The 22618-nt window shown below is 73.3% G+C and carries 22 protein-coding genes; 17 read left to right on the forward strand and 5 right to left on the reverse strand.

Annotated features, from left to right (window positions below; genetic code table 11):
• Nucleotides 1-43: 43 nt before the first annotated feature.
• From FHX73_RS24425 to FHX73_RS24455, 8 genes are all read left to right on the forward strand, one after another.
• Nucleotides 44-295 (forward strand): LapA family protein, encoded by a 252-nt coding sequence (locus FHX73_RS24425; RefSeq protein ID WP_145907051.1) that lies wholly within the window; start codon nt 44-46, stop codon nt 293-295.
• A gap of 93 nt (nt 296-388) precedes the next feature.
• Nucleotides 389-1144 (forward strand): amino acid ABC transporter ATP-binding protein, encoded by a 756-nt coding sequence (locus FHX73_RS24430; RefSeq protein WP_425461418.1) that lies wholly within the window; start codon nt 389-391, stop codon nt 1142-1144.
• A gap of 9 nt (nt 1145-1153) precedes the next feature.
• Nucleotides 1154-2044: a glutamate ABC transporter substrate-binding protein gene (locus tag FHX73_RS24435; RefSeq protein ID WP_145907053.1), complete on the forward strand. Its 891-nt coding sequence runs from the start codon at nt 1154-1156 to the stop codon at nt 2042-2044.
• A gap of 111 nt (nt 2045-2155) precedes the next feature.
• Entirely contained in the window at nt 2156-2800 is a 645-nt protein-coding gene (locus tag FHX73_RS24440) for an amino acid ABC transporter permease (RefSeq protein WP_145907054.1), read from the forward strand.
• The gene (locus FHX73_RS24445) at nt 2797-3609 is read left to right on the forward strand and encodes an amino acid ABC transporter permease (RefSeq protein ID WP_145907055.1); all 813 of its coding nucleotides are present in this window, start codon (nt 2797-2799) and stop codon (nt 3607-3609) included. Before FHX73_RS24440 ends, FHX73_RS24445 begins: the two co-directional genes overlap by 4 nt.
• 54 nt (nt 3610-3663) lie before the next feature.
• A complete protein-coding gene (locus tag FHX73_RS24450) occupies nt 3664-4572 on the forward strand; it encodes a LysR family transcriptional regulator (RefSeq protein ID WP_145907056.1) in 909 nt (302 codons plus the stop codon).
• A 97-nt stretch (nt 4573-4669) separates the two neighbouring features.
• Nucleotides 4670-4792 (forward strand): hypothetical protein, encoded by a 123-nt coding sequence (locus tag FHX73_RS47295; protein WP_281292697.1) that lies wholly within the window; start codon nt 4670-4672, stop codon nt 4790-4792.
• A complete protein-coding gene (locus FHX73_RS24455; RefSeq protein WP_145907057.1) occupies nt 4792-5856 on the forward strand; it encodes a YeiH family protein in 1065 nt (354 codons plus the stop codon). Before FHX73_RS47295 ends, FHX73_RS24455 begins: the two co-directional genes overlap by 1 nt.
• Nucleotides 5857-5947: 91 nt before the next feature.
• On the opposite strand, the gene FHX73_RS24460 is transcribed toward FHX73_RS24455, so the two are convergent.
• Both FHX73_RS24460 and FHX73_RS24465 read right to left on the reverse strand, forming a co-directional pair.
• Nucleotides 5948-7711 (reverse strand): serine/threonine-protein kinase, encoded by a 1764-nt coding sequence (locus tag FHX73_RS24460; RefSeq protein WP_145907058.1) that lies wholly within the window; start codon nt 7709-7711, stop codon nt 5948-5950.
• A gap of 68 nt (nt 7712-7779) precedes the next feature.
• A complete protein-coding gene (locus FHX73_RS24465; RefSeq protein WP_145907059.1) occupies nt 7780-8532 on the reverse strand; it encodes a TetR/AcrR family transcriptional regulator in 753 nt (250 codons plus the stop codon).
• 152 nt (nt 8533-8684) lie between these two features.
• On the opposite strand from FHX73_RS24465, the gene FHX73_RS24470 reads away from it, so the two are divergent.
• Together FHX73_RS24470 and FHX73_RS24475 are read left to right on the forward strand one after the other, a co-directional pair.
• Nucleotides 8685-9359 (forward strand): molybdopterin-dependent oxidoreductase, encoded by a 675-nt coding sequence (locus tag FHX73_RS24470; RefSeq protein WP_145908496.1) that lies wholly within the window; start codon nt 8685-8687, stop codon nt 9357-9359.
• Nucleotides 9343-9993 (forward strand): cytochrome b/b6 domain-containing protein, encoded by a 651-nt coding sequence (locus FHX73_RS24475; RefSeq protein WP_145907060.1) that lies wholly within the window; start codon nt 9343-9345, stop codon nt 9991-9993. Before FHX73_RS24470 ends, FHX73_RS24475 begins: the two co-directional genes overlap by 17 nt.
• On the opposite strand, the gene FHX73_RS24480 is transcribed toward FHX73_RS24475, so the two are convergent.
• The gene (locus FHX73_RS24480; protein WP_145907061.1) at nt 9963-10490 is read right to left on the reverse strand and encodes an NUDIX domain-containing protein; all 528 of its coding nucleotides are present in this window, start codon (nt 10488-10490) and stop codon (nt 9963-9965) included. The two genes, FHX73_RS24475 and FHX73_RS24480, sit on opposite strands and share 31 nt — an antisense overlap.
• A gap of 66 nt (nt 10491-10556) precedes the next feature.
• Between FHX73_RS24480 and FHX73_RS24485 the strand changes: the two genes are divergently transcribed.
• Nucleotides 10557-11771 carry a serine hydrolase domain-containing protein gene (locus FHX73_RS24485; protein WP_246213693.1) on the forward strand — a complete coding sequence of 405 codons (1215 nt, stop codon included), beginning with the start codon at nt 10557-10559 and terminating at the stop codon, nt 11769-11771.
• A gap of 53 nt (nt 11772-11824) precedes the next feature.
• Here FHX73_RS24485 and exaC read toward each other — a convergent pair whose 3' ends face one another.
• Nucleotides 11825-13330: an acetaldehyde dehydrogenase ExaC gene (gene exaC / locus FHX73_RS24490; protein WP_145907062.1), complete on the reverse strand. Its 1506-nt coding sequence runs from the start codon at nt 13328-13330 to the stop codon at nt 11825-11827.
• A 96-nt stretch (nt 13331-13426) separates the two neighbouring features.
• The gene (locus tag FHX73_RS24495; RefSeq protein WP_145907063.1) at nt 13427-14377 is read right to left on the reverse strand and encodes a terpene synthase family protein; all 951 of its coding nucleotides are present in this window, start codon (nt 14375-14377) and stop codon (nt 13427-13429) included.
• Between the two features lie 236 nt (nt 14378-14613).
• On the opposite strand from FHX73_RS24495, the gene FHX73_RS24500 reads away from it, so the two are divergent.
• From FHX73_RS24500 to FHX73_RS24525, 6 genes are all read left to right on the forward strand, one after another.
• Entirely contained in the window at nt 14614-17553 is a 2940-nt protein-coding gene (locus FHX73_RS24500) for an ATP-binding protein (RefSeq protein ID WP_246213694.1), read from the forward strand.
• Between the two features lie 25 nt (nt 17554-17578).
• The gene (locus FHX73_RS24505; RefSeq protein WP_145907064.1) at nt 17579-18643 is read left to right on the forward strand and encodes an aldose epimerase family protein; all 1065 of its coding nucleotides are present in this window, start codon (nt 17579-17581) and stop codon (nt 18641-18643) included.
• 267 nt (nt 18644-18910) lie between these two features.
• A complete protein-coding gene (locus tag FHX73_RS24510) occupies nt 18911-21229 on the forward strand; it encodes a sensor histidine kinase (RefSeq protein WP_211786250.1) in 2319 nt (772 codons plus the stop codon).
• Nucleotides 21226-21630 carry a roadblock/LC7 domain-containing protein gene (locus FHX73_RS24515; RefSeq protein ID WP_145907065.1) on the forward strand — a complete coding sequence of 135 codons (405 nt, stop codon included), beginning with the start codon at nt 21226-21228 and terminating at the stop codon, nt 21628-21630. Before FHX73_RS24510 ends, FHX73_RS24515 begins: the two co-directional genes overlap by 4 nt.
• Complete coding sequence (locus tag FHX73_RS24520) at nt 21627-22025, forward strand: DUF742 domain-containing protein (RefSeq protein ID WP_145907066.1); 399 nt, start codon at nt 21627-21629, stop codon at nt 22023-22025. Before FHX73_RS24515 ends, FHX73_RS24520 begins: the two co-directional genes overlap by 4 nt.
• Nucleotides 22025-22588: a GTP-binding protein gene (locus FHX73_RS24525; protein ID WP_145907067.1), complete on the forward strand. Its 564-nt coding sequence runs from the start codon at nt 22025-22027 to the stop codon at nt 22586-22588. Before FHX73_RS24520 ends, FHX73_RS24525 begins: the two co-directional genes overlap by 1 nt.
• The last annotated feature ends 30 nt before the right edge of the window (nt 22589-22618 follow it).

The following is a 22618-nucleotide window of genomic DNA, read 5'->3' on the forward strand; positions in this document are numbered from 1 at the left end:
CGATTCGCCGCGATCGGGGTCACCCGGCCAGCAGACTGCCGGTGTGACGAACAACCCGGGCAAGCAGTTCGGCGGCCAGAAGAAGAGCGAGATCGCCGGGATCCCGACCAGCATCGTGGTCGGGGTGGTGGCGGCGCTGTTGGCGCTCTGGTTCCTGCTCGCCAACCTCGGCAAGGTGAAGATCCAGTTCTGGGTGTTCACCGTGACCGCCCCGCTGTGGATCGCGCTGGCCGCGACCCTGCTGATCGGCATGGTGCTCGGCTGGGTCCTGAAGGGTCGCCGGGAGAACCGGTAGCCGGCGGGCCGGCCGGGCCGGCGGATGACGGACCATCGGGTGGGACAGGACCGGCTGGAACAGGGTCGGGTGGGACAGGGGAGGGGAGGGCCGGTGACCGGCTACGCGTCGGGCACCCCGCTGATCGAGCTCAGCGGGGTCAACAAGCACTTCGGTGAACTGCACGTGCTCCAGGACATCGACCTGACGGTCGGTCGGGGCGAGGTCGTGGTGGTGATCGGCCCGTCCGGCTCCGGCAAGTCCACCCTGTGCCGGGCGATCAACCGGCTGGAGTCGATCGAGAGCGGCACCATCACCATCGACGGCCGGCCGCTGCCGGCCGAGGGCAAGGGCCTGGCGCAGCTGCGGGCCGAGGTCGGCATGGTCTTCCAGTCGTTCAACCTGTTCGCGCACAAGACCGTGCTGCAGAACGTGACGCTGGCCCAGCTGAGGGTCCGTCGGCGCGGCAAGGAGGAGGCCGAGGCCAAGGGCCGGGCGCTGCTGGAGCGGGTGGGGCTGCTGGCGCACGCCGACAAGTACCCGGCCCAGCTCTCCGGCGGCCAGCAGCAGCGGGTGGCGATCGCCCGCGCGCTCGCCATGGACCCCAAGGCCCTGCTCTTCGACGAGCCGACCTCCGCGCTCGACCCGGAGATGATCAACGAGGTGCTGGACGTGATGCGGGCGCTGGCCGCGGAGGGCATGACGATGGTGGTGGTCACCCACGAGATGGGCTTCGCCCGGGCCTCCGCGAACCGGGTGGTCTTCATGGCCGACGGCCGGATCCTGGAGGACCGGGCGCCGGAGGAGTTCTTCGCCCGGCCGAACAGCGAGCGGGCCAGGGACTTCCTCTCCAAGATCCTCAAGCACTGAGGGGCCGGGATGCGTCGCCTCCTGCTGCTCCTCGCGCTGCCGGCCGTGCTGCTGGCCGCCTGCGGCAAGCCGGGCACCCCGCCGACCAAGGGCCCCAAGCCCGGCTCGCTGCCCAGCTACCAGGTCAACACCGCCGCCGACACCGCCGGCTCGCCCACCCTGGCCGCCGCCCGGGCCCGCGGCCACCTGGTGGTCGGGGCCAAGGAGGACCAGCCCTACCTGGGCGAGAAGGACCCGGCCAGCGGCGTCTACTCGGGCTTCGACATCGAGATCGCCAAGATGGTCGCCGCCGACCTGGGCTTCCGGGCCGACCAGGTGCAGTTCAAGACCATCGCCTCGGCGAACCGGGAGACCTCGCTGCAGAACGGGCAGGTCGACTACTACGTCGGCACCTACACCATCAACGACAACCGGAAGAAGCTGGTCGGTTTCGCCGGCCCGTACTTCGTCGCCGGGCAGGGCCTGCTGGTCCGCAAGCACGAGACCGGGATCAACGGTCCGCAGGACCTGGCCGGCAAGAAGGTCTGCTCGGCCGCCGGCTCCACCCCCTACCAGCGGATCCAGCAGCAGTACCCGAAGGCCCAGCTGGTCGGCTACGACACCTACTCGGCCTGCGTGGACAACCTGATCACCGGTCAGGTCGACGCGGTGACCACCGACAACGCGATCCTCCAGGGCTACGCGGCCAAGGTGTCGGACGAGTTGAAGCTGGTCGGGCAGCCGTTCTCCACCGAGCCCTACGGGATCGGCACCCCCAAGGGCGACACCGTGCTGCGCGGCCTGCTGGACGACGCGATCGAGCACCACGAGGCCGACGGCGACTGGAAGAAGGCCTACGACGCCACCCTCGGGCTCTCCGGGGTGCCGGCCCCGGCCCCGCCCCAGGTCCAGCGGTATTGAGAGCCAGCGGTATTGAGAGCCAGCGGTATTGAGAGCCAGCGGTATTGAGAGCCAGCGGTGCTGAGAGCCAGCGGTGCTGAGAGTCGGCGCTACTGAGAGGAGGAGGCGGGCGTGCACGTCCTGACCGCCAACTGGTCCACCTACTGGCAGGGGTTCGTCGGCACCGTCGAGCTGACCGCGGTGAGCGCGGCGCTGGCGCTGGTGCTCGGCGTGCTGATCGCCGGGTTCCGGGTCTCGCCGGTGCCGGCGCTGCGCGCCTTCGGCACGGTCTGGGTGACGATCCTGCGCAACACCCCGCTCACCCTGCTCTTCTTCATCGTGGTGCTCGGCCTGCCCCGGTTCGGCATCTCGCTGCCGTTCTTCACCTTCGCCGTGCTCGCGCTCGGCTGCTACACCTCGGCCTTCATCTGCGAGGCGCTGCGCTCGGGGATCAACACCGTGCCGCTCGGGCAGGGCGAGGCGGCCCGCAGCCTGGGCATGACCTTCGGTCAGACGCTGGCGCTGGTGGTGCTCCCGCAGGCGGCCCGGGCGGTGGTGGCACCGGTCGGCAGCCTGCTGATCGCGCTGGCCAAGAACTCGGCGATCGCCGGCTCGTTCAGCGTGGTCGAGCTGCTCGGCACCTACCGGACCATCAACGAGCTGGGCTACGACATCGTCTGGACCTTCGTCTGGATCGCGGTCGGCTACCTGGTGCTGACGCTGGCGATCAGCGCGCTGTTCAACCTGCTGGAGCGGAAGGCGGCGGTGGCCCGATGAGTTCGACCGCCGAGGCCAGCGCGCTCTACGACCTGCCCGGGCCCAGGGCCCGCGGGCGGCACCGGCTGTACGGGTTCGGCGCGCTGCTCGGGATCGCCGGGCTGCTCGCCTGGCTGGGCTACGAGCTGGTCAGCACCGGGCAGTTCAGCGCCGCCAAGTGGATCCCGTTCCAGTACGTCGGGATCCAGGAGCTGCTCTGGCACGGGCTGCTGAACACCCTGCGGGCCTTCGGGCTCACCGTGCTCCTCGCGCTGCCGTTCGGGGCGCTGTTCGCGGCCGGGCGGCTCTCCGACCACCGGGTGGTGCGCTGGGCGAGCACGCTGGTGGTGGAGTTCTTCCGGGCGATGCCGCTGCTGGTGATGATCTTCTTCATCTTCGTCGCGATGCGGGTGCAGCCGCTCTGGGCGCTGGTCGCCGGGCTCACCCTCTACAACGGTTCGGTGCTGGCCGAGGTGTTCCGGGCCGGGGTGCTGGCGGTGCCGCGCGGGCAGCGCGAGGCGGCCTACGCGCTCGGGCTGCGCAAGACCCAGGTGATGGCCTACGTGCTGGTGCCGCAGGCCAACCGGGCGATGCTGCCGAGCATCGTCAGCCAGCTGGTGGTGGCGCTCAAGGACACCTCGCTGGGCTTCCTGATCACCTACGAGGAGTTCCTGCACGCGGGCAAGCTGATCGCCACCAACCTGGACTACGACCTGCCGTTCATCCCGGTGGTGATGGTGATCGCACCGGTCTACATCGGCATGTGCCTGCTGCTCTCCTGGCTGGCCGGGGCGATCGAGCGGCACGGCCGGCGCAGCCCCCGGCAGTGATCAACGCTGCTTTGGGCGAATCGTGATCACCCAAATTCTGCTTATGATTTCCCCATGCTCGACTCCCGGCACATCCGGACCTTCCACGAGGTGGTGAGCACCGGCTCCTACACCGCCGCGGCTCGCTCGCTCGGCTACACCCAGCCGGCCGTCACCCAGCAGATCCGCGCGCTGGAGCGGGAGGTCGGGGTGCCGCTCTTCGCCCGGGACGGCCGGCGGATGCGGCTCACCGAGGCCGGCGAGTCGCTCGCCCGGCACGCCGAGGTGATCCTCGGCAACCTCGGCGCCGCCAAGCAGCAGCTCCAGGCGCTGGCCCGGCTGCGGGCCGGCCGGGTCCGGGTCTGCGCCTTCCCCAGCGCCAACGCCACGCTGATCCCGGAGGCGATGGCCGGGCTGATGGCCGACCACCCCGAGATCCGGGTCGAGCTCCAGGAGGCCGAGCCGCCGGAGTCGGTCAACCGGCTGCTGGCGGGCGAGTGCGACATCGCGCTCTCCTTCAGCTACCCCGGCATGCTGCGCACCGAGCTGCCCGAGGAGGTGGTGGAGGTGCGGCTGATGGAGGACCTGCTCACCGTGCTGCTCCCGGTCGGCCACCCGCTGGCCCGCCGGCACGCGGTGCGGCTGGCCGAGCTCTCCCAGGCCCGGTGGATCGCCGGCTGCCCGCGCTGCCGGGCCACCTTCCTGCACGTCTGCGCCGACCAGGGGTTCGAGCCGGACATCGTGGTCACCACCGACGACAACCTGGCGCTGCAGAGCCTGGTCGCGGCCGGGGTCGGACTGGCCGTGGCGCCCTCGCTGGTGCTCTCCTTCCTCAGCCACCGGCAGGTGACCGGGCGGGCGCTGGAGCCGCACGTGCGCCGCCAGGTCAGCGCCTACGTGCTCCGCGACCACCTGGCGCTGCCGGCCACCGCGCTGGTGCTGGAGGGGCTCAAGGCGGCGGGGGCGGCCCGGATCGGCTGCTGAGGCACCGCCAGCCCGAGCTGACCCATAAGCCCCGGTAGGCAATCGCCAACGAACGCTCCTTGGACGATGGTCCATCCGGCGGCGTTAGCTGCGCACCATGCCCGCCACCGCACCCGCCCGCCCCGACAGCGCGCACCTCACACCCGCCGCGCGCGACCTGATCGCCGACGTCCGGGCCGTGGTGGCCCGCGGACTGAGCCCGGCCGGGGAACGGGACTGATGGCACTCACCCCCACCTCGGCGCACCCCCTGGCCGCACTGCCCGGCCTGCGCCGGATGCGGCCGCCCGCGGCTGTGCCCGGTCTGCTGCTCGCCGCGCTCGGCGTGGTCGCCGCGATCCTGGTGCACCGGGCCGTGCCGGCCGTGCCGATGCTCACCGCCTCGGTGGTGCTGGGCATCCTCGCCGCGCAACTGCCCGGCACCCGGCAGGTGGTGCAGGGCGCGGCCAAGGCCGGCCTCGGCATCGCCGGGAAGCGGCTGATGCGGGTCGGCGTGGTGCTGCTCGGACTGAAGCTCAGCCTCTCCGACGTGGTCGGGCTGGGCTGGGCGACCGTGGGGCTGGTCTTCGCCGTCGTGTTCGCCACCTTCTTCGGCACCTGGTGGCTCGGGCGCCGGCTCGGCCTGCCCGGCGACCAGCCGCTGCTGGTCGCCACCGGCTACTCGATCTGCGGGGCCTCGGCGATCGGCGCGGTCAGCCAGGTGTCCGGCAGCGACGAGGAGGACGTGGCCGGCTCGGTGGCCCTGGTCACCCTGTGCGGCACGCTGGCGATCGCCGTGCTGCCGCTGCTGCACGGACCGCTCGGCCTGGACCAGGTGCAGTTCGGGCGCTGGGTCGGGGCCAGCGTGCACGACGTCGGACAGGTGGTCGCCACCGCGCAGACCGCCGGGCCGGCCGCGCTGCGGCAGGCCGTGCTGGTCAAGCTGATGCGGGTGGCGCTGCTCGCCCCGCTGGTGGCCGGCCTGGGCGTGGCGGTGCGGCGCGGGGTGGTGACCCGGCGGGCGGGCGCGGCGGAGGGCAAGCGGCCGCCGGTGCTGCCGCTGTTCGTGGCCGGGTTCCTCGGCGCGATCGCGCTGCGCAGCACCGGGGTGCTCGCGGCGGGCGCCCTGGACGCGGCCGCGCAGGTGCAGGAGCTGGTGCTGGCGGCCGCGCTGTTCGGGCTCGGGGCGGCGGTGAACCTGCGTCAGCTGGCCCGCACCGGGGGCCGGCTGGCGGTGCTGGGGCTGGCGTCGTGGGTGATGGTGGCCGGGGTGTCGTACGTGGGGGTGCTGCTGACGGTGCGCTGAGTGGCGCGGCGTCAGGTGGCGAGCCGTTGGTGAGCCGTCGGCGGGGCGGGCCCGGGTGGGCCCGCCCCGCCGCGCGTTTCCCGGCGGGGGGTCAGGCGAACGGGTCGGGCTTGGCCGTCGTGGTGCCGAACGGGTCGGTCGCGGGGGCGGCGGGCTCGCTGGCGGTGGCCGCCGGGGTGCTGGGCGGCTGGGGGGCGAAGGGGTCGAAGTCGTCCGGGGGGATCATCACCGGGGTGCCCTTGCGGGGGGCGGGCTCGGAACCGGCGGTGGGTTCGTCCGGCTGCGGCGCGAACGGGTCGAAGTCGTCCGGCGGGATCATCACGGGCGTGCCCTTGCGCGGGGCGGCTTCCGGTTCGGTGGTGGGTTCGTCCGGCTGGGGGGCGAAGGGGTCGAAGTCGTCCGGCGGGATCATCACCGGGGTGCCCTTGCGGGGCGGGGCGTCGGCCCCGGCGGCCGGTGCGCGGGTTGGGGCGGGCGCGGCGGGCTTGGCGGGGGCGGCGGTCACCGTGCCGAAGGGGTCGGCCGGCTGGTTCGCCATCACGGTGCCGAACGGGTCCAGCGGGACCGGCTGCGGGGCGGGCTCGGGCTCGGGTTCAGGCTCGGGCTCGGGCTCGGGCTCGGGTGCCGGCTCCGGCGTCACGGCGACCGCGGGCTCCGGCGCCGGTGCGGGCACCATCGGGGGCAGCGGCGGCAGGGGCGGCACCGGCGGGGCCTGCGGCGGCACCGGCGGGACCGGGGCGGTGAGCGGTGCGACCGTGCCGCCGGCCGGCTCGGCGGGCCGCGCCGCCACGCCGTCCCAGCCCAGCTCGATGCCGTGCAGCAGCCGGGCGAAGAGCGCGGCGTAGCGCTCCCAGTCCTCGCCGTGCGCGGTGCCCAACTGCACCGTCAGCAGTGACGCACCGTCAGGCAGCGGCAGGAAGGCCTGGACCACCGAGGAGACCACCCAGCGCCGGGCGCCGTCCCCGGCCAGCGGGGCGGGCACCGCGCCGGTGCGGCCCTGCACCAGCACCACGGCGGGGCCGGCCGGCAGGATCACCGTCCACACCTCGGCCTGCGGGCGGGCGGTGGCCAGCTCGGCGGCCAGCTCGGCGATCGGGGTGCGGTTCGGCTGCAGCGCCACCACCAGGGAGGCGCTGCTGGCCCGGCCGTCGATCTCCACGGCGGCCAGGCCCGCGTACCGGACCCCGGCGCCGGCGCCCTCGTCGGCGAGCAGCGCGTTGAGCACCGCCCAGTCGCGCCGGGCCGCCGGGCCGTCGGCGGCGAACAGCTCCTCGGCCACCTCGCCGAGCTGGTCCGCCAGCGCCTCGTCCGTCCCACGGACCGTCAGGGCGTGGAAGGCGGGCGGCAGCAGCAGCCGCGCCTCCACGCCGGTGCCGGTGGGCAGCTCGGCGGGCGCCAGGGTGTGCCGCCCGGCGGCCAGCTCGGCCAGCGGCGCCGAGAACGGCGGGCGCAGCCGGGCCGCCGAGGGCTCGGCGCTCACCGGCAGCTGGAAGCCGGCCGCCGTCGGTGCCCCCGCCTGGCCGCGCACCGGGCCGGGGCCGAAGCGGTCCAGCAGCCGGGCCGAGGTGCCGGTCGAACCGGCGGCGGGGCGCGGGGCGGCGCAGGAGACCAGGGTGCCGATCCCCGGCAGGGCCACCCGGCCGGGCCCGGACTGGGTGAGCCAGGTGGTGAACAGCGGCTCGCGCGGGGTGCCGGCCTCCAGCGCGGTGGCCGGCTGACGGGCCGTCGTGGGGCCGAGCAAGGCGTCCGCGAAGGAGTCGAGGGTGGCGGAGATCAGCTCGGCCGGTGTTCCGGCGGCGATCACCGCCGCGCCCACCGGGCCTGCCGCCCCGCCGCCGTAGCCGTCCTGCGTCATGGTCCGCAGCCCCCGATCGTGCTTGTCCAGCGCTTCCGTCCAGCTGTTGTATCAGACCACGTCCGGGGTCAGCCGGGGTCCGGGGCGGTGAGGGCGGTGAGCGCCTCCGGCAGGCCCGGGGTGGCGAGCAGGGCCGCCAGCTCGCGCACCAGGGCGCCGGTGGGGGTGGCGGGGTGCTCGGCGGCGAGGTAGCCGGCCAGCCGCGGGGCCAGCCCGGGCTCGCGGGCGGCGGTGACCACCAGGGCGACCACGAAGTCCTGCACCAGGTGCTGCTGGAGCCGCTCGCGCGGCTCGTGCTGCCGGTCGGCGAGCCAGGCGAGCGAGGTGATCTCGGCCTTGGCGATCCAGGACCGGATGGCCAGGCGCAGCTGCGGTCCGGGGTCGTCGAGGTCCAGGTGGTGCAGGATCTGGTCGTGCGCCGCCTGCCGCACGTCGTCGATCACCGCGTTGGTGCCCGGGCTGGCCGCCACCGAGCCGCCGCGCAGCAGTGCCGCGAAGCCCGGGCCGTGCGAGGCGACGAAGTCCAGGTAACGGCCCATCACCCGGGACAGCCGCTCGGAGAGCGGGCCGGTGAGCGGCTCCTCGAACCGGCCGGCCAGCTCCTGCCCGGCCCGGCGCAGCGACTCCTCGTAGATCGCCTGCTTGCCGGGGAAGTAGTGGTAGACCAGCGGCCGCGAGGCGCCGGCCGCCGCCGCGATGTCGTCGATCGACACCTCCTCCGGCGGCCGCGCGCTGAACAACTCCAGGGCGACGGCGATCAGCTGCTCGCGCCGCTCGTCGACGGAGAGTCGGCGGCGCGGCTGGGTCTTCGGAGAGGCCATGCGCGCCACCCTAGCCGGACCCGCCGCGATGCAAAGCTGACGAAAGTCTGACGTCCGGCCGCCGGGCCTGTCCCGGCCGCCGCGGGCCGAGGACAATCGGTCCCGTGAACGACGAACCTGAGCAGCGCGGCACGCCGGTCGGCCGCCGGGTGATGCTCGGCGTGATCGCGCTGGGCGCCGCCGGGGTGGCGGCCGGGCCGGCGCTCTCCCGCTCGGTGGACTCCCTGTTGGCCGGCCTCTCGAAGCAGGACCCGACCGGGCTGACCGGCCTGCTGCCGGACTCCGGCCAGTTCCGCTACTACTCGGTGACCGGCCCGGTGAAGTCGGTCGCGCCCGCCGACTACCGGCTCACCGTGAACGGCCTGGTGGACCGGCCCGCGAGCTACTCCTTCGCCGACCTGCAGGCGCTGCCGCAGCACCGGATCGTGCACGACGTGCAGTGCGTCACCGGCTGGCGGGTGCCGGCCACCCCGTTCGAGGGCGTGCGGCTGGCCGACCTGCTGGAGGCGGCCGGGGTGCGCCAGGGCGCCACCGCCGTGCACTTCGACTGCTTCGACGGCAGCTACACCGAGAGCCTCACGCTGGACCAGGCCCGCCGCGACGACGTGCTGGTCGCGCTGAAGATGAAGGACCAGCCGGTCACCCACGACCACGGCGGGCCGGTGCGGCTCTACGTCGCGCCGATGTACTTCTACAAGTCGGCCAAGTGGCTCTCGGGCATCACCGTGACGCCGACCGTGCGCAAGGGCTACTGGGAGAACTACGGCTACGACACCGACGCCTGGGTGGGCAAGTCGAACGGGCGGGACGATGCCCCGACGAGCTGACGACCGACTGGCCCGGTTCACCACCGCCGAGCGCTGGGTGCACCGCTGCACCGCCACGCTGATGCTGCTCTGCATCGCCACCGCCGCCTGCCTCTACCTGCCGCAGCTGGCCGTGCTGGTCGGCCGCCGCCGGCTGGTCGAGCTGGTGCACGAGTGGAGCGGGCTGGTGCTGCCGGTGCCCGTGCTGCTCGGGCTGGGCTCCAAGGCGCTGCGCCGCGACCTCGGCCGGCTGAACCGGTTCGCCCGCTACGACCGGGAGTGGCTGGCCGCGGTGGTCTGGCGCAACCACCGCCGCCCGGCCGGCAAGTTCAACGCCGGCCAGAAGCTCTACGCGGGCTGGATCGCCGGCGCCGTCGTGGTGATGCTCGGCACCGGGCTCCTGATGTGGTTCACCGGCCTGGCCCCGCTGGCCTGGCGCACCGGCGCGACCTTCGTGCACGACTGGCTGGCGCTGGCGATCGGCGTGGTGGTCGGCGGGCACCTGTGGATGGCGCTGCGCGACCCGCAGGCCCGGCACGGCATGCGCACCGGCAGGGTGGACCGGAGCTGGGCCGCCCGGGAGCACCCGCACTGGGACCCGGAGGAGGAGGAAGCGGAGGAGGCTCAGCCGCGCTCGGAGCGCCAGACCCGGTAGCGCTGCCAGGCGGCCAGGCCGTCCGGCACGAACGGCCAGTCGCCCTCGGCGATCCGCTGCTCGATCTGATCCTCGGTCAGCCAGTCGTGCCACTCGATCTCGCTCTGCTGCGGGTCGACCGGACCGTTCCACTCGGCGGTGTAGACGTCGCAGAACCAGGAGCTGCCGTCCTGCGGGTACTCGAAGAGGAACTTGAAGGCGGGCGAGACGGTGATGCCGGTCACCCCCAGCTCCTCCTCGGCCTCCCGGACGGCGGCCTCGGGGTAGCTCTCACCCGTCCCGAGCACCCCGCCGACGAAGACGTCGTAGGTGCTGGGGGCGAAGAGCTTGTCGGCGTGCCGGCGGTGCGTGAAGATCCGCCCGGCGGCGTCGCGCACCAGCACGGCGGAGCACCGGTGGGTGAGCCCGAGCCGGTAGACCTCGCCCCGGGTGGAGGTGCCGATCACCCGGTCGTCCCGGTCCACCACGTCCAGCAGCTCTTCTCGCGGTTCGCTCATGCGCCTCACACTAGAGTGCGGGGCGAGCGGGTGTCAGGTGCCCTCGGTGGCAGGGCGGCAGGAGAGGTGAGGCGGTACGCGGTGGTGGAGATCCAGGGCGAGGTGGCGGCGGGGTTCGAGCCGGTCAGGGCGGCGTTCGCGCGCAACTTCCGGGACCACGGCGAGCTGGGCGCCGCGTTCGCGCTCTACCACCAGGGGCGCAAGGTGGCCGACCTGTGGGCGGGGGACGCCCGCCCGGAGGTCGGGGGCGGGCCGGACCCGGCGGTGGCCTGGGAGGCGGGGAGCGCGCAGGTGCTGCGCTCGGTGACCAAGGGCCTGGTGGCCGGTGCGGCGCTGCTGCTGGCCCAGCGCGGGGAGCTCGACCTGGACGCGCCGGTGGCCGAGTACTGGCCGGAGTTCAAGGCGGCGGGCAAGGACCGGCTGCCGGTGCGCTGGCTGCTCTCGCACCGGGCGGGCCTGCCGGCGCTGGACCGGCCGCTGGTGCGGGAGCAGGTGCTGGCCTGGGAGCCGGCGGTGGCGGCGGTGGCCGCGCAGGCGCCGTCCTGGGAGCCGGGCAGTGCGCACGGCTACCACCCCTACACCTACGGCTGGTTGGTCGGCGAGGTGGTCCGGCGGGTGACCGGGCGCACGGTGGGCCGGTACTTCGCCGAGGAGGTCGCCGGGCCGCTCGGGCTGGACCTGTGGATCGGGCTGCCGGCCGGCGAGGCCGGGCGGGTCGGCCGGCTGGTGGACCTGCCCGCGCCGGCCGCCGCGGCGGGGCTGAAGCTGCGGCCCAAGCCCTCGGTGGCGCAGGCCTACCAGGATCCGCAGTCGCTGACGGTCCGTGCGTTCGGCGCGGTGGCCGGCGGGTTGGACCTGAACGACCCGGCGGTACGGGCGGCCGAGGTGCCGGGCGCGAACGGGATCGGCACGGCCCGCGCGGTGGCCCGCTACTACGCGGCGCTGATCGGCGCGGGGGACGGGCCGGCGGGGCGGCCGCTGTTCACGGCGGACACGCTGGCCGCGGCGGCGGTCTCGGACTCGGACGGGCCGGACCGGGTGCTGGTCGTCAACACCCGCTTCGGGCACGGCTTCTTCCGGCACCACCCGACCTCGCCGATGACCTCGCCGGCCGCCTTCGGCCACCCGGGCCGGGGCGGCGCGCTGGGCTTCGCCGACCCGGAGCTGGGGCTCGGGTTCGGCTACGTGACCTGCGGGATGCAGCCCGGGGTGACCGGGGACGTGCGCTCGCGCGGGCTGATCGAGGCGGTGCGGGCCTGCGTCCTCCCCGGGCGGGGCTGACGCGGGCCCGCTGTCGGCCTCGACGGTCCGTCAGAGCTGGTGCCGACGGTCCGTCAGAACAGGCCGAGCGCCTGCGGCGAGTAGCTCACCAGCAGGTTCTTGGTCTGCTGGTAGGCCTCCAGGGTGCGCAGGTGGTTCTCCCGGCCGATCCCGGAGTTCTTGTAGCCGCCGAACGCCGCGTGCGCCGGGTAGAGGTGGTAGGAGTTGGTCCACACCCGGCCGGCCTCGATCGCCCGCCCGGCCCGGTAGGCGGTGGCGCCGTCCCGGCTCCAGACGCCCGCGCCGAGGCCGTAGCTGGTGTCGTTGGCCAGCTTGACCGCCTCGTCGAAGCCGCTGAACCGGGCCACCGCGAGCACCGGGCCGAAGATCTCCTCCTGGAAGATCCGCATGCCGTGGTCGCCCTCGAAGACGGTCGGCTGCACGTACCAGCCGCCGGACAGCACCCCGCCGAGGTCCGCCTGCTCGCCGCCGGCCAGCAGTTTGGCGCCCTCCGCCTTGCCGATCCCGATGTAGGAGAGGATCTTGTCCAGCTGCTCCCGGCTGGCCTGCGCGCCGACCGTGGTGTCGGTGTCCAGCGGGTTGCCCTGCTTCATCGCGGCCACCCGGTCGAGCCCGTCGCCCAGGAAGCGGTCGTAGATCGCGGCGTCGATCAGCGCCCGGCTCGGGCAGGTGCAGACCTCGCCCTGGTTGAGGGCGAACATCGCGAAGCCCTCCAGCGCCTTGTCGTAGAAGTCGTCCCGGGCGCCGGCCACGTCGGCGAAGAAGACGTTGGGGCTCTTGCCGCCGAGCTCCAGGGTGACGGGTATCAGGTTGTCCGCCGCGTACTGCGAGATGAGCCGGCCGGTGCCGGTCTCGCCGGTGAAGGAGATCTTGCGCACCCGGTTGCTGGAGGCGAGCGGCTTGCCGGCCTCCAGGCCGTAGCCGTTCACCACGTTGAGCACGCCGGCGGGCAGCAGGTCGGCGATCAGCTCGATCAGCACCAGGATCGAGGCGGGGGTCTGCTCGGCGGGCTTGAGCACCACCGCGTTGCCGGCCGCCAGCGCCGGGGCGAGCTTCCAGACCGCCATCAGCAGCGGGAAGTTCCACGGGATGATCTGGCCGACCACGCCCAGCGGCTCGTGGAAGTGGTAGGCCACGGTGTCCTCGTCGAGCTGCGAGAGCGAGCCCTCCTGGGCCCGGAGCGCACCGGCGAAGTAGCGCAGGTGGTCCACCGCCAGCGGCAGGTCGGCGGCCAGCGTCTCGCGCACCGGCTTGCCGTTCTCCCAGCTCTCGGCGACCGCGAGCAGCTCCAGGTTCTCCTCGACCCGGTCGGCGATCCGGTTCAGCACCAGGGCCCGCTCGGCGGGCGGGGTGCGCCCCCAGGCCGGCGCTGCCGCGTGCGCCGCGTCCAGCGCCAGTTCGATGTCCTCGGCGGTGGAGCGCGGCACCTCGCAGAAGGCCTGTCCGGTCACCGGGCTCGGGTCCTCGAAGTACCGGCCGCGGACCGGCGGCACCCAGGCGCCGCCGATCCAGTTCTGATAGCGGGACTTGAAGGTGGTCGGGGGCTGGTAGATCGTCAAGTCCGGTCCCTTTCACGGCGGTGGGAGTGCGAATCGACGTGCGAGAGGCACCCTAGCCGCCGCGCGGCCGATCGGCTACGGTGTGTGCCGATCCGGTCACCCCGACTGGTAGCGGCCGGTGCCGCTCTCCCAACTGAGGTATCCGCTGAGCCACGCGGTGAGCCCGTCCGCGTACCGCTCGGCGACCTGCTCCTGGTCCGGGCCGAGTTCCAGGGCCCGGTAGGTGCGGGGGAGTTCGTCCTTCAGCTGGGCGTAGCGGTCGACCATCAGCTGGGCCTCGGCGAGGACCACGGAGCCGGCCTCCTCCAGGGAGCAGCCGCGCTCGCGTTGGACGATCATGACCAGGTTGTTGACGTCGCCGTGCGGCGCCTCCTTGGGGTAGGAGCGGATGTCGTTGCTGAGGGAAGGGATGTCGGCGGCCAGTTGGCGCAGTTGTCGCAGCGGCGGGCAGTGGAAGGCGGCGGGGGAGACCTCGAACCGCCCGAGCCGCTCCACCATGTCCAGCACCGATTCCATCGCGGCGGTGCCCCGACGCAGGATCAGGTAGCTCTCCCGGTCCGGCGGGTGGCCGTCGCGCCGGCCGGCCGCCTCGGCGGGGTGGCTGGCGAAGTAGCACTCCCAGTTGTAGGTCGCCCGGGCCCGCCAGCGCGCGGACATGCCGCGGCTGATCCGCTCCCAGAGGTCCTCGAAGGCCAGCGCGCAGGGCATGTCGGCGGGCGGGGCCTCGCCGTGCAGCACGCCGGTGAGCCGGTCGCAGAGAACGGCGACCTCGCCGGGGCGCAGTCCGAGCGGCCCGTCGAACTGGTCGTCGAAGAGGAAGTAGAACCCCATCAGGTCGGTGGCCAGGGCGAGTTCCTCGGCCGTGCAGTCGGGGTAGCTGAGCGCCGCCAGGTCGGGCACACCCCAGCGGTCGTAGGAGGCCGGGGTCAGCGCGCTGCCCAGCATCCGGAACCGCTGGAGCCAACGTCGATGGTGGGTATCGGCGTTGGCGCGGTGCGGGTTCCGACGGTAGGGATAGGGGACGTCAAGGGTCGTCGCATCGGACATGGGACTCCCGAAGGATGGGCACTCGATGGTGGTGGAGACCGGGAACACCCGCTGGTCCCAAGGGGCGCAGGGTATCCCATAGCACCATCACATGACATTGACGTCGCACCAATTGCCCAAGCCACCTGTACTTGAATCATCATCAGACGACCGACCTGGGCAAAGCCGCAGTCCGGCGCGCCCCGCGGCGATAGCCTCGGGCAGATCACGCAGTGCGGACGCGGAGGGGACCGAGGGTGACGGAACAGCGCAGCGACATCCCGTCGGAGGGCGGGCGGCCGGAGCGGGCGCAGCCCCGGCTCTACGAGCGCGAGGCCGCCATGCAGGCGGCCAGGCAGGCCATCGACACCCTGCGGGTGCGGTACGACGCGGACGGCGTGGAGCTCGGATCGCTGCTGCTGTACAGCGGCAAGGCCGGCATGGGGAAGACCAGCATGCTCCAGGAGATCCGGGCGCTGGCCGGCCGCGAGGGCCTGACCGTGCTCAGCGGCCGGGCCTTCGAGCAGCGCGTCAACGAACCGTTCCACCTGCTGCGCCAGCTGTTGCTCAGCGAGCTGCTCGCGCTCCCCGCCGAACAGCGCGACCTGGTGCTCGGCGAGTGGCGTCCGATGGCCGGCCCCGCGCTCGGCCTGGTGCCGCCGAGCGGCGAGGACCTCGACCCGCAGAGCGTGCGGGCCGGCCTCAACTACGTGATGACCCAGCTGGCCGTGCGCCGCGCCCCGCTGGTCATGCTGGTGGACGACCTGCAGTGGGCCGACCAGGAGTCGCTGGTCTGGCTGGAGGAGCTCGCGGTGCGCTGCCCCGAGCTGCCGATGCTGCTGGCCATCGCCTGGCGCACCGGCGAACTGCCCGACCACATGCAGACCTTCCGCTCCCTGGTGGCCGCCACCTCGCACCGGCACCTGGAGTTCCAGGGCCTCACCCCGGCCGGCACCGCCCGGCTGGTGCTCACCGCCTTCCCGGAGGCCGAGGACTCCTTCAACCGCCAGGTCTGGGCGGTGACCGACGGCAACCCCTTCCTGGTGAACGCGCTGATCGCCAAGATCCGCGAGAGCGGCATCGACCCGGTGCACGAGAACGTCCGGCTGCTGCACGACCTGGCGGCCGAGGCGCAGGGCATGGACCGGGAGTACTGGCTGCGCAAACTGTCCACCAACACCCTGCAGTTCGCCCAGGCCGCGGCGATGCTCGGCAGCGAGATCCTGCCCCGGCTGGCCACCCGGATCGCCGGCATCCCGCCGACCGCGGCGGCCGACGCGATCGCCGACCTGCGCCGCCACCAGGTGCTCACCGGCCCGGCCGACGGTCCGTTGGAGTTCGTCCACCCGCTGCTCGCCACCTCCATCTACAAGTCGATCCGCCCGATGACCCGCACCGCGATGCACGGCAAGGCCGCGGTGGAGCTGGAGAACGCGGGCCGCCCGCTGGTCGAGTCCTCCCGCCACCTGCTGGAGACCCACCCGGACGCCGACCGCGAGGTGGTCGCCAAGCTGCGCCGGGCGGCCCGTGAGCACCTGGCGGTCGGCGCGCCGGAGGCGGCCGTGCGCTGCCTGGAGCGCGCGCTGACCGAGCCGCCGGAGGACGAGGACCGGGCCCAGGTGATCTACGAGCTGGCCTGCGCCACCCTGCTCACCGACCCGATCGCCACCGTCAACCAGCTGCGCCTCGCGCTGGACACCCCCGGCCTGAGCGACGAACTGCGGGTGGACGCCACCTTCCGGCTCTCCGAGGTGCTGGCGCACAGCGGCCAGTTGGGCGAGGCCACCGAGCTGACCCTGGCGGAGGCCCAGCGCACCGAGCCGGGGCCCGCCCGGGTCCGGCTGGAGGTGGCGCACTTCATCTGGGCCGCCTTCCAGCGCGACGAGGCCGACGGTCCGGGGCGCTCGGCCCGGCTGGCCGTGCTGGCCGCCGGGCAGCACGGCGACGACGTCAACGCCCGGGCCGCCAGGGCGCTGCGGGCCTGGGACCTGACCCTGCAGGGCGGCAGCGCGGCCGAGGTGCAGACCCTGCTGGACTCCGCGCTGGAGGACGGCCGGCTGCCCGAGGGCCTGGGCTGGACCAGCAACCCGTGGGGCCTGGAACTGCCCGGCATCATCGGCCTCACCCACATCTACACCGACCGGCTGAACCGCGCCGAGGAGCTCTTCGAGGAGGCCAACTGGGCCTTCGGGGTGGCCGGCTGGGAGGGCGGTCACCTGGGCTTCGCGCACTTCCTGATGGGGCTGGCCAAGTTCCGCCGGGGCGCGCTCGCCGAGGCCGAGGTGGACCTGCGCAACGCGCTGCGGATCGCCCGCCGGCTCGGCCCGGGCCTGCCGTTGCAGTGGGACGCGGTGGGCGTGCTGGCCGACACCCTGCTGGCCCGCGGCCGGGTCGAGGAGGCCTGGAAGCTGGCCGCCGACCACGACTTCGCACCGCCCTACCACCCGACCGTGATGGTGCTGCCGGACGCGGCCACGCTGCACGGCAAGCTGCTGCTGGCCCAGCACGACCGGGAGGCGGCGGTCCGGGTGCTGCGCGGGGTCGGGGAGCAGCTGTCGGCGCGCGGCTGGCACAACACGCTGTGGGCGCCGTGGGCCGCCAACCTGGCCCTGGCGCTGCTGCCGGACCGCCCGGAGGAGGCCCGCGAGCTGGCCGCCTGGAACGTCGAGCGGGCCCGCGCCTTCGGCGTCGGCTCGGCGATCGGCAGCGCGCTGCGGATGCAGGCGGCGGTGCTGGAGGGCCAGTCGGCGGTGGAGCTGCTGACCGAGTCGGTCGCGGTGCTCGGCACCTCGCCGGCCGGCTACGAGCACGCCTGCGCGCTGGTCGACCTCGGCGCCGCGCTGCGCCGCACCGGCCGGCTGGCGGAGGCCGCCGAGCAGTTGCAGCAGGGCATGGAGCTGGCGGTGGTGTGCAACGCGGACGGACTGGTCACCCGGGCCCGGCACGAGCTGAACGCCTCCGGCCTGCGCCCCAGCCGACTGCGCAGCGCCGGCCGGGACGGGTTGAGCCGGGCCGAGTGGCGGGTGGCCGAGCTGACCGTCTCCGGTCTCGGCCCGGCCGAGATCGCCCGCCGGCTCGACGTGCCGGAGCCGCTGATCCACCGTCGGATCGCCGCGGTCTACCGCAAGACCGGCAGCAGTCCGGAGGGTCTGGCCGCCGCGCTCGGCCTGCAGGGCAAGGGACCTGACACCCCCTAGGCTTGGCCGGGAACGAGGAGGAACGATGACGGTACAGGTCAGCCGGGCCCCGCTGGCGGACAGCGGGGCCGGTGCGGAGATCGAGCGCTGGACGCTGAGCAGCGGCCCGGTCGAGGTGTCGGTGCTCTCGCTGGGCGCCACCCTGCACACCGTGCGGGTGCCGGACCGCACCGGTGCGGTGGCCCAGGTGCTGCTCTGTACCGAGGAGTTGGCCGGGATCCTCGGCCCGGCCCGGCACTACGGGGCGACGGTCGGCCGGTACGCCAACCGGATCGGCGACAGCTCGTTCACGCTGGACGGGGTGGCGCACCGGCTCGCGCCGACCGGGCCCGGGGTGACCCTGCACGGCGGTCCGGACGGTTTCGCCGACCGGACCTGGGCGGCCGAGCAGGTCGCCGACGGCGAGCGGGCCGGGGTGCGGCTGCACCTGCACAGCCCGGACGGTGACCAGGGCTTTCCCGGCGCGCTCGACACCTGGGTCAGCTACCTGCTCGCGCCGGACGGCGAACTCGCCATCGAGTACCGGGCGGTGACGACCCGTCCGACCGTGATCAATCTCACCAATCATGCCTACTTCAACTTGAACGGCGAGGGCTCGGGCGACGTGCTCGGCCACCTGCTGACGGTCGAGGCGGACCTGATCACCCCGACCGACGGGCGGCAGGTGCCGACCGGCGAGTACCTCCCGGTGGCCGGCACGCCGTTCGACTTCACCACCCCGCGCCCGATCGGCGAGCGGATCCGCGAGGAGCACCCGCAGCTGGCCGGCACCGGCGGGTACGACCACAACTGGGTGCTTCGTTCGGATGCGCAGGACACCCGGCCGGTGCGGGCGGCGGTGCTCCAGGACCCGGTCTCCGGGCGGTGGTTGGAGGTCTGGACCACCGAGCCGGGGATCCAGGTCTACACGGCGAACGGCTTCGCCGGCGCGGTCACCGGACCGAGCGGCACGGCCTACGGGCCGTTCACCGGAGTGGCCCTGGAGACCCAGCACTTCCCCGACTCGCCGCACCACCCGCGGTTCCCGAGCACCGAGCTGCGCCCCGGCGAGGAGTTCCGCTCGGTCACCCTGCTGCGTTTCGGTTGTTGACCGGGGCCGTTTGAACTGGCGACACGCTGTATGACTAGTATCACTCCGTCAAAGGTCTTACCGCAGACGGCGTGTCGCCCCGGCCAGCCGTTCCGTCTCTAGGAGAATGCCCTGCGCGCGCGTAGAGCCTCCCGTGCCCGACGCCCTCGGCTGAGCCTCCGCACAGCCCTGCTCGTCCTGGCAATCATCCCCAGCCTCGCGCTCGCCGCGCTGTGGGCGACCACCTCGATCCAGACCCTGTCGCAGTACCAGCGGCAGGCGGCTCAGGTGGACCTGGTCAGAAAGACCGGTCAACCCGGCTCGGTGCTGATGTTCAGCCTGCAGGAGGAGCGCCGGCTCACGGCCGCGTCGCAGACCCAACCGGGCGCCTCCACCGACGCGTTGAAGGCCCAGCGGCAGAAGACCGACACCGAGGCGAGGGCCTTCCTGGCCTCCTCCAACGTGTCGATGGACAACGTGCCGTCCGACATCAAGGCCACGCTCGCCGCGGCCCGCAACGGCCTGGGCGACCTGTCCGCCAAGCGGTCCGCGATCGACAGCGGCAGCCTGGACGCGACCGGTGCCTTCACCTACTACACCGGGCTGATCGGCAACTACCTGGAGATGTTCACGTCGCTCAGCCACGTGGACGACGGCACCGTCGCCTACCTGACCCGCCCGCTGGTGGGTGAGTTCTGGGTGATGGAGCTGATGGCCCGCGAGGACACCGAGCTCGGCATGGGCTGGAGCGTCGGCCAGTTGCCGCCGGCCGTCTACACCTCCGTCTCGCAGAACATCGGTGCGCAGGCCTACATCTTCGGCGAGGAGGTCAGCACCCGCCTGCCGGCCAACGAGAGCGCGCTCATCCAGAAGCTGGGTACCAGCGACGGTTGGCAGGTCAAGGGCCAGATCGAGCAGGAGGTGTTCAAGCCGGCCGCGCCCAACAAGGCCGGCATGATGGTGCTGCCGCCGATGGGCCAGCAGTGGCGGTCCGCGATGGACTCGATCCGCCCGCAGATCACCGAGCTGGTGACCCTGCGCGCCACCGCGGTGCTGGACAACGGCCAGCAGGACGCCGACTCGCTGCTGAACAAGGTCATCACCACCACGCTGATCGGCCTGGTCGCCGTGATCATCGTGGTGCTGGTCACCTGGCGCCTGACCGGTTCGCTGCGCCGCCGGATCGTCGGTCTCACCGACCAGGCCGGCGAGCTGGAGCGCACCCTGCCCGAGGTGGTCGAGCGGCTCGCCCGTGGCGAGCAGGTCGACCCCGCCGCGGCCAGCCGGGCGATCGCCACCGGCGACACGAACAGCACTGGCGGCGACGAGCTCGACCGGCTCGGCCAGGCGCTCAACCTGGCCCGGGCCAGCGCGGTCGGCACCGCCGTCCGGCAGGCCGAGCAGCACCGCGGCTTCGAGAAGCTGCTGCAGCGCATCGCCCGCCGCACCCAGCTGCTGATCGGCCTCCAGCTGAAGACGCTGAACGAGATGGAGCGCCGGCACGAGGACCCCGAGGTGCTCGAAGGCCTCTTCGACCTCGACCACCTGACGGCCCGTCTGCGCCGTTACGAGGAGAACCTGGTCATCCTCGGCGGCGGCCAGCCGCAGCGCCGCTGGCGCAAGCCGGTCCCGCTGCTGGACGTGCTGCGCTCCGCGCAGGGCGAGGTGCAGGACTACCGGCGGATCCTGATCGACGTCGAGGGCAGCCCCTGGCTGTCCGAGCGCGCGGTCGGCCCGGTGGTCCACGTGCTCGCCGAGCTGATGGAGAACGCGGCCACCTTCTCCAAGCCGCCGTCCCCCGTCGAGGTCCGGGCCGCGCTGGTCGGCCGCGGCCTGGCGGTCGAGGTCGAGGACCGCGGCCTGGGCATGGAGCAGGCGCAGTACGACGCGGCCAACGCGCTGATGCGCAGCACCCCGCGCATGGACGTGCTGGCCCAGGCCGACGACGTCCGCCTCGGCCTCTACGTGGTGGCCCGACTGGCCGCCACCCTGGGCCTCCAGGTGGAGTTCCGCCCGTCCGCCTTCGGCGGCACCCGTGCGGTGGTGCTGATCCCGGGCGAACTGGTCTCCCGCGACCCGAACGCCGGCTACGGCGGCTACCCGACCGCGGTGCCGGACCCGGAGCCCGAGCCGCTGCCGGTGCGCAGCGCCGGTGCCACGCTCAGCGGCGAGACCTACGACGAGGCCGAGGCCTACAACGAGTTCGAGGCCGACCTGAGCTCCACCTCGTACCAGTCCTACGACGAGTCCTACGACGCACCCTCCGCCGAGACCTGGACCGAGCCCTTGGAGCCTGTTCCCGCGCCGCGGCCCTCCTGGGCCACCCGCGTCAACGACCACGAGCGGACCGTCGAGTCCGTGGACCCGCCGCTGCCGCAGCGGGTCCGCCAGGCCAGCCTGGCGGCCGAGCTGCGCACCCCGCCGCCGGCCGGCATGCCGGCCGCCCCGGTGGAGGAGCCGGCGCCGACCCGGGCCCGCTCCGGCGCCACCACCATCGGAGCCTTCCAGCGCCGCTCCCGGGCCGCTCGCTACGAGCAGACCGGCGAGATCATGCAGTTCCCGAACCCCGCCCAGTTCCCCGCCCCGACGACCGAGGACCAGTCATGACGCGCACCACTGCCACTCACCAGGACCTCGACTGGCTGCTGGACGGGCTTGTCGACTCGGTCGCCGGAACCAGATGTGCCGTTCTGCTCTCCGACGACGGCCTGGTGGTCAGCAAGTCCCGCAGCATCGAGCGGGCCGACGCCGAGCGCCTCGCGGCGGTCGCCACCGGCCAGCAGAGCCTCGCCCGCGGGGTCGGCACGCTCTTCGGCGGCGGCGCGGTGCACCAGGTGATCGTCGAGCTGGCGGAGCTGTGGCTCTTCATCACCGCTGCCGGCCAGGGCACCCACCTGGCGGTCATCGCCTCCCAGGAGGTGGACGCCGAGATGATGTCGCTGGCCATGCACACCCTGGTCCAGCAGGTGGGGATGAAGCTGGGCACCCAGTTCCGGACCGTCGGATGAACGCGCACTGGAGCGAGGAGGAGGCCTTCGAGTACGAGGACGACGGCGCGGACTCGATGGTGCGCCCGTACACCATCACCCGGGGCCGCACGACCTCCGAGCGCGACGACCTCACCTTGATCACCGTGCTGAGCACGGTGCCGTCGGCCGCGATGGCCGGCCGACGGCTCCAGCCGGAGCACCGGGTCATCCTGGACCGCTGCCGGTACCCCGCGGCCGTCGCCGAGGTGGCGGCCGACCTCAACCTGCCGGTCTCGGTCACCAAGATCCTCTTAGGTGACCTGATCGCGCAGGGCCTGCTGACGGCCCGTGCCCCGCTAGCGGTTGCCAAGGTCAGCGGCGGTGTCGACCTGGCGCTGCTGACCGCCGTACGTGATGGACTGCGGAGACTGTGATGACGAACGATCAGGCGGCGCCGGCCGCCGTCAAGATCCTGATCGCCGGCGGATTCGGGGTGGGCAAGACCACCATGGTCGGCGCGGTGAGCGAGGTCACCCCGCTGCGCACCGAGGAGTACCTGACCAAGGCCAGCGTCGGCGTCGACTCGCTGGACGGGGTGGGCTCGAAGGAGACCACCACCGTCGCGCTGGACTTCGGCCGCATCACCGTCAGCCCCGAGCTGGTGGTCTACCTGTTCGGCACGCCCGGCCAGGAGCGCTTCTGGTTCATGTGGAACGACCTGGTGCAGGGCGTGCTGGGCGGCGTGGTGATCGCCGACACCCGGCGGCTGGACTCCAGCTTCGCCTCGATCGACTTCTTCGAGAGCCGGCAGATCCCGTTCGTGGTGGCGATCAACTGCTTCGACGGGGTCAACACCCGCTCGACCAACGAGATCCGCGCCGCGCTGGACCTCGACCCGCAGGTGCCGATGCTGCTCGGCGACGTGCGCGCCCGCACCTTCAGCCGGGACGTGCTGCTCGCGCTGGTGGACCACCTGATGGCACCGGCGCTGGTCTGACGCCGCACCGGCTGACGCCGCGGCACCCCT

The sequence above is a fragment of the Kitasatospora viridis genome (assembly GCF_007829815.1).
Taxonomy (GTDB): domain Bacteria; phylum Actinomycetota; class Actinomycetes; order Streptomycetales; family Streptomycetaceae; genus Kitasatospora; species Kitasatospora viridis.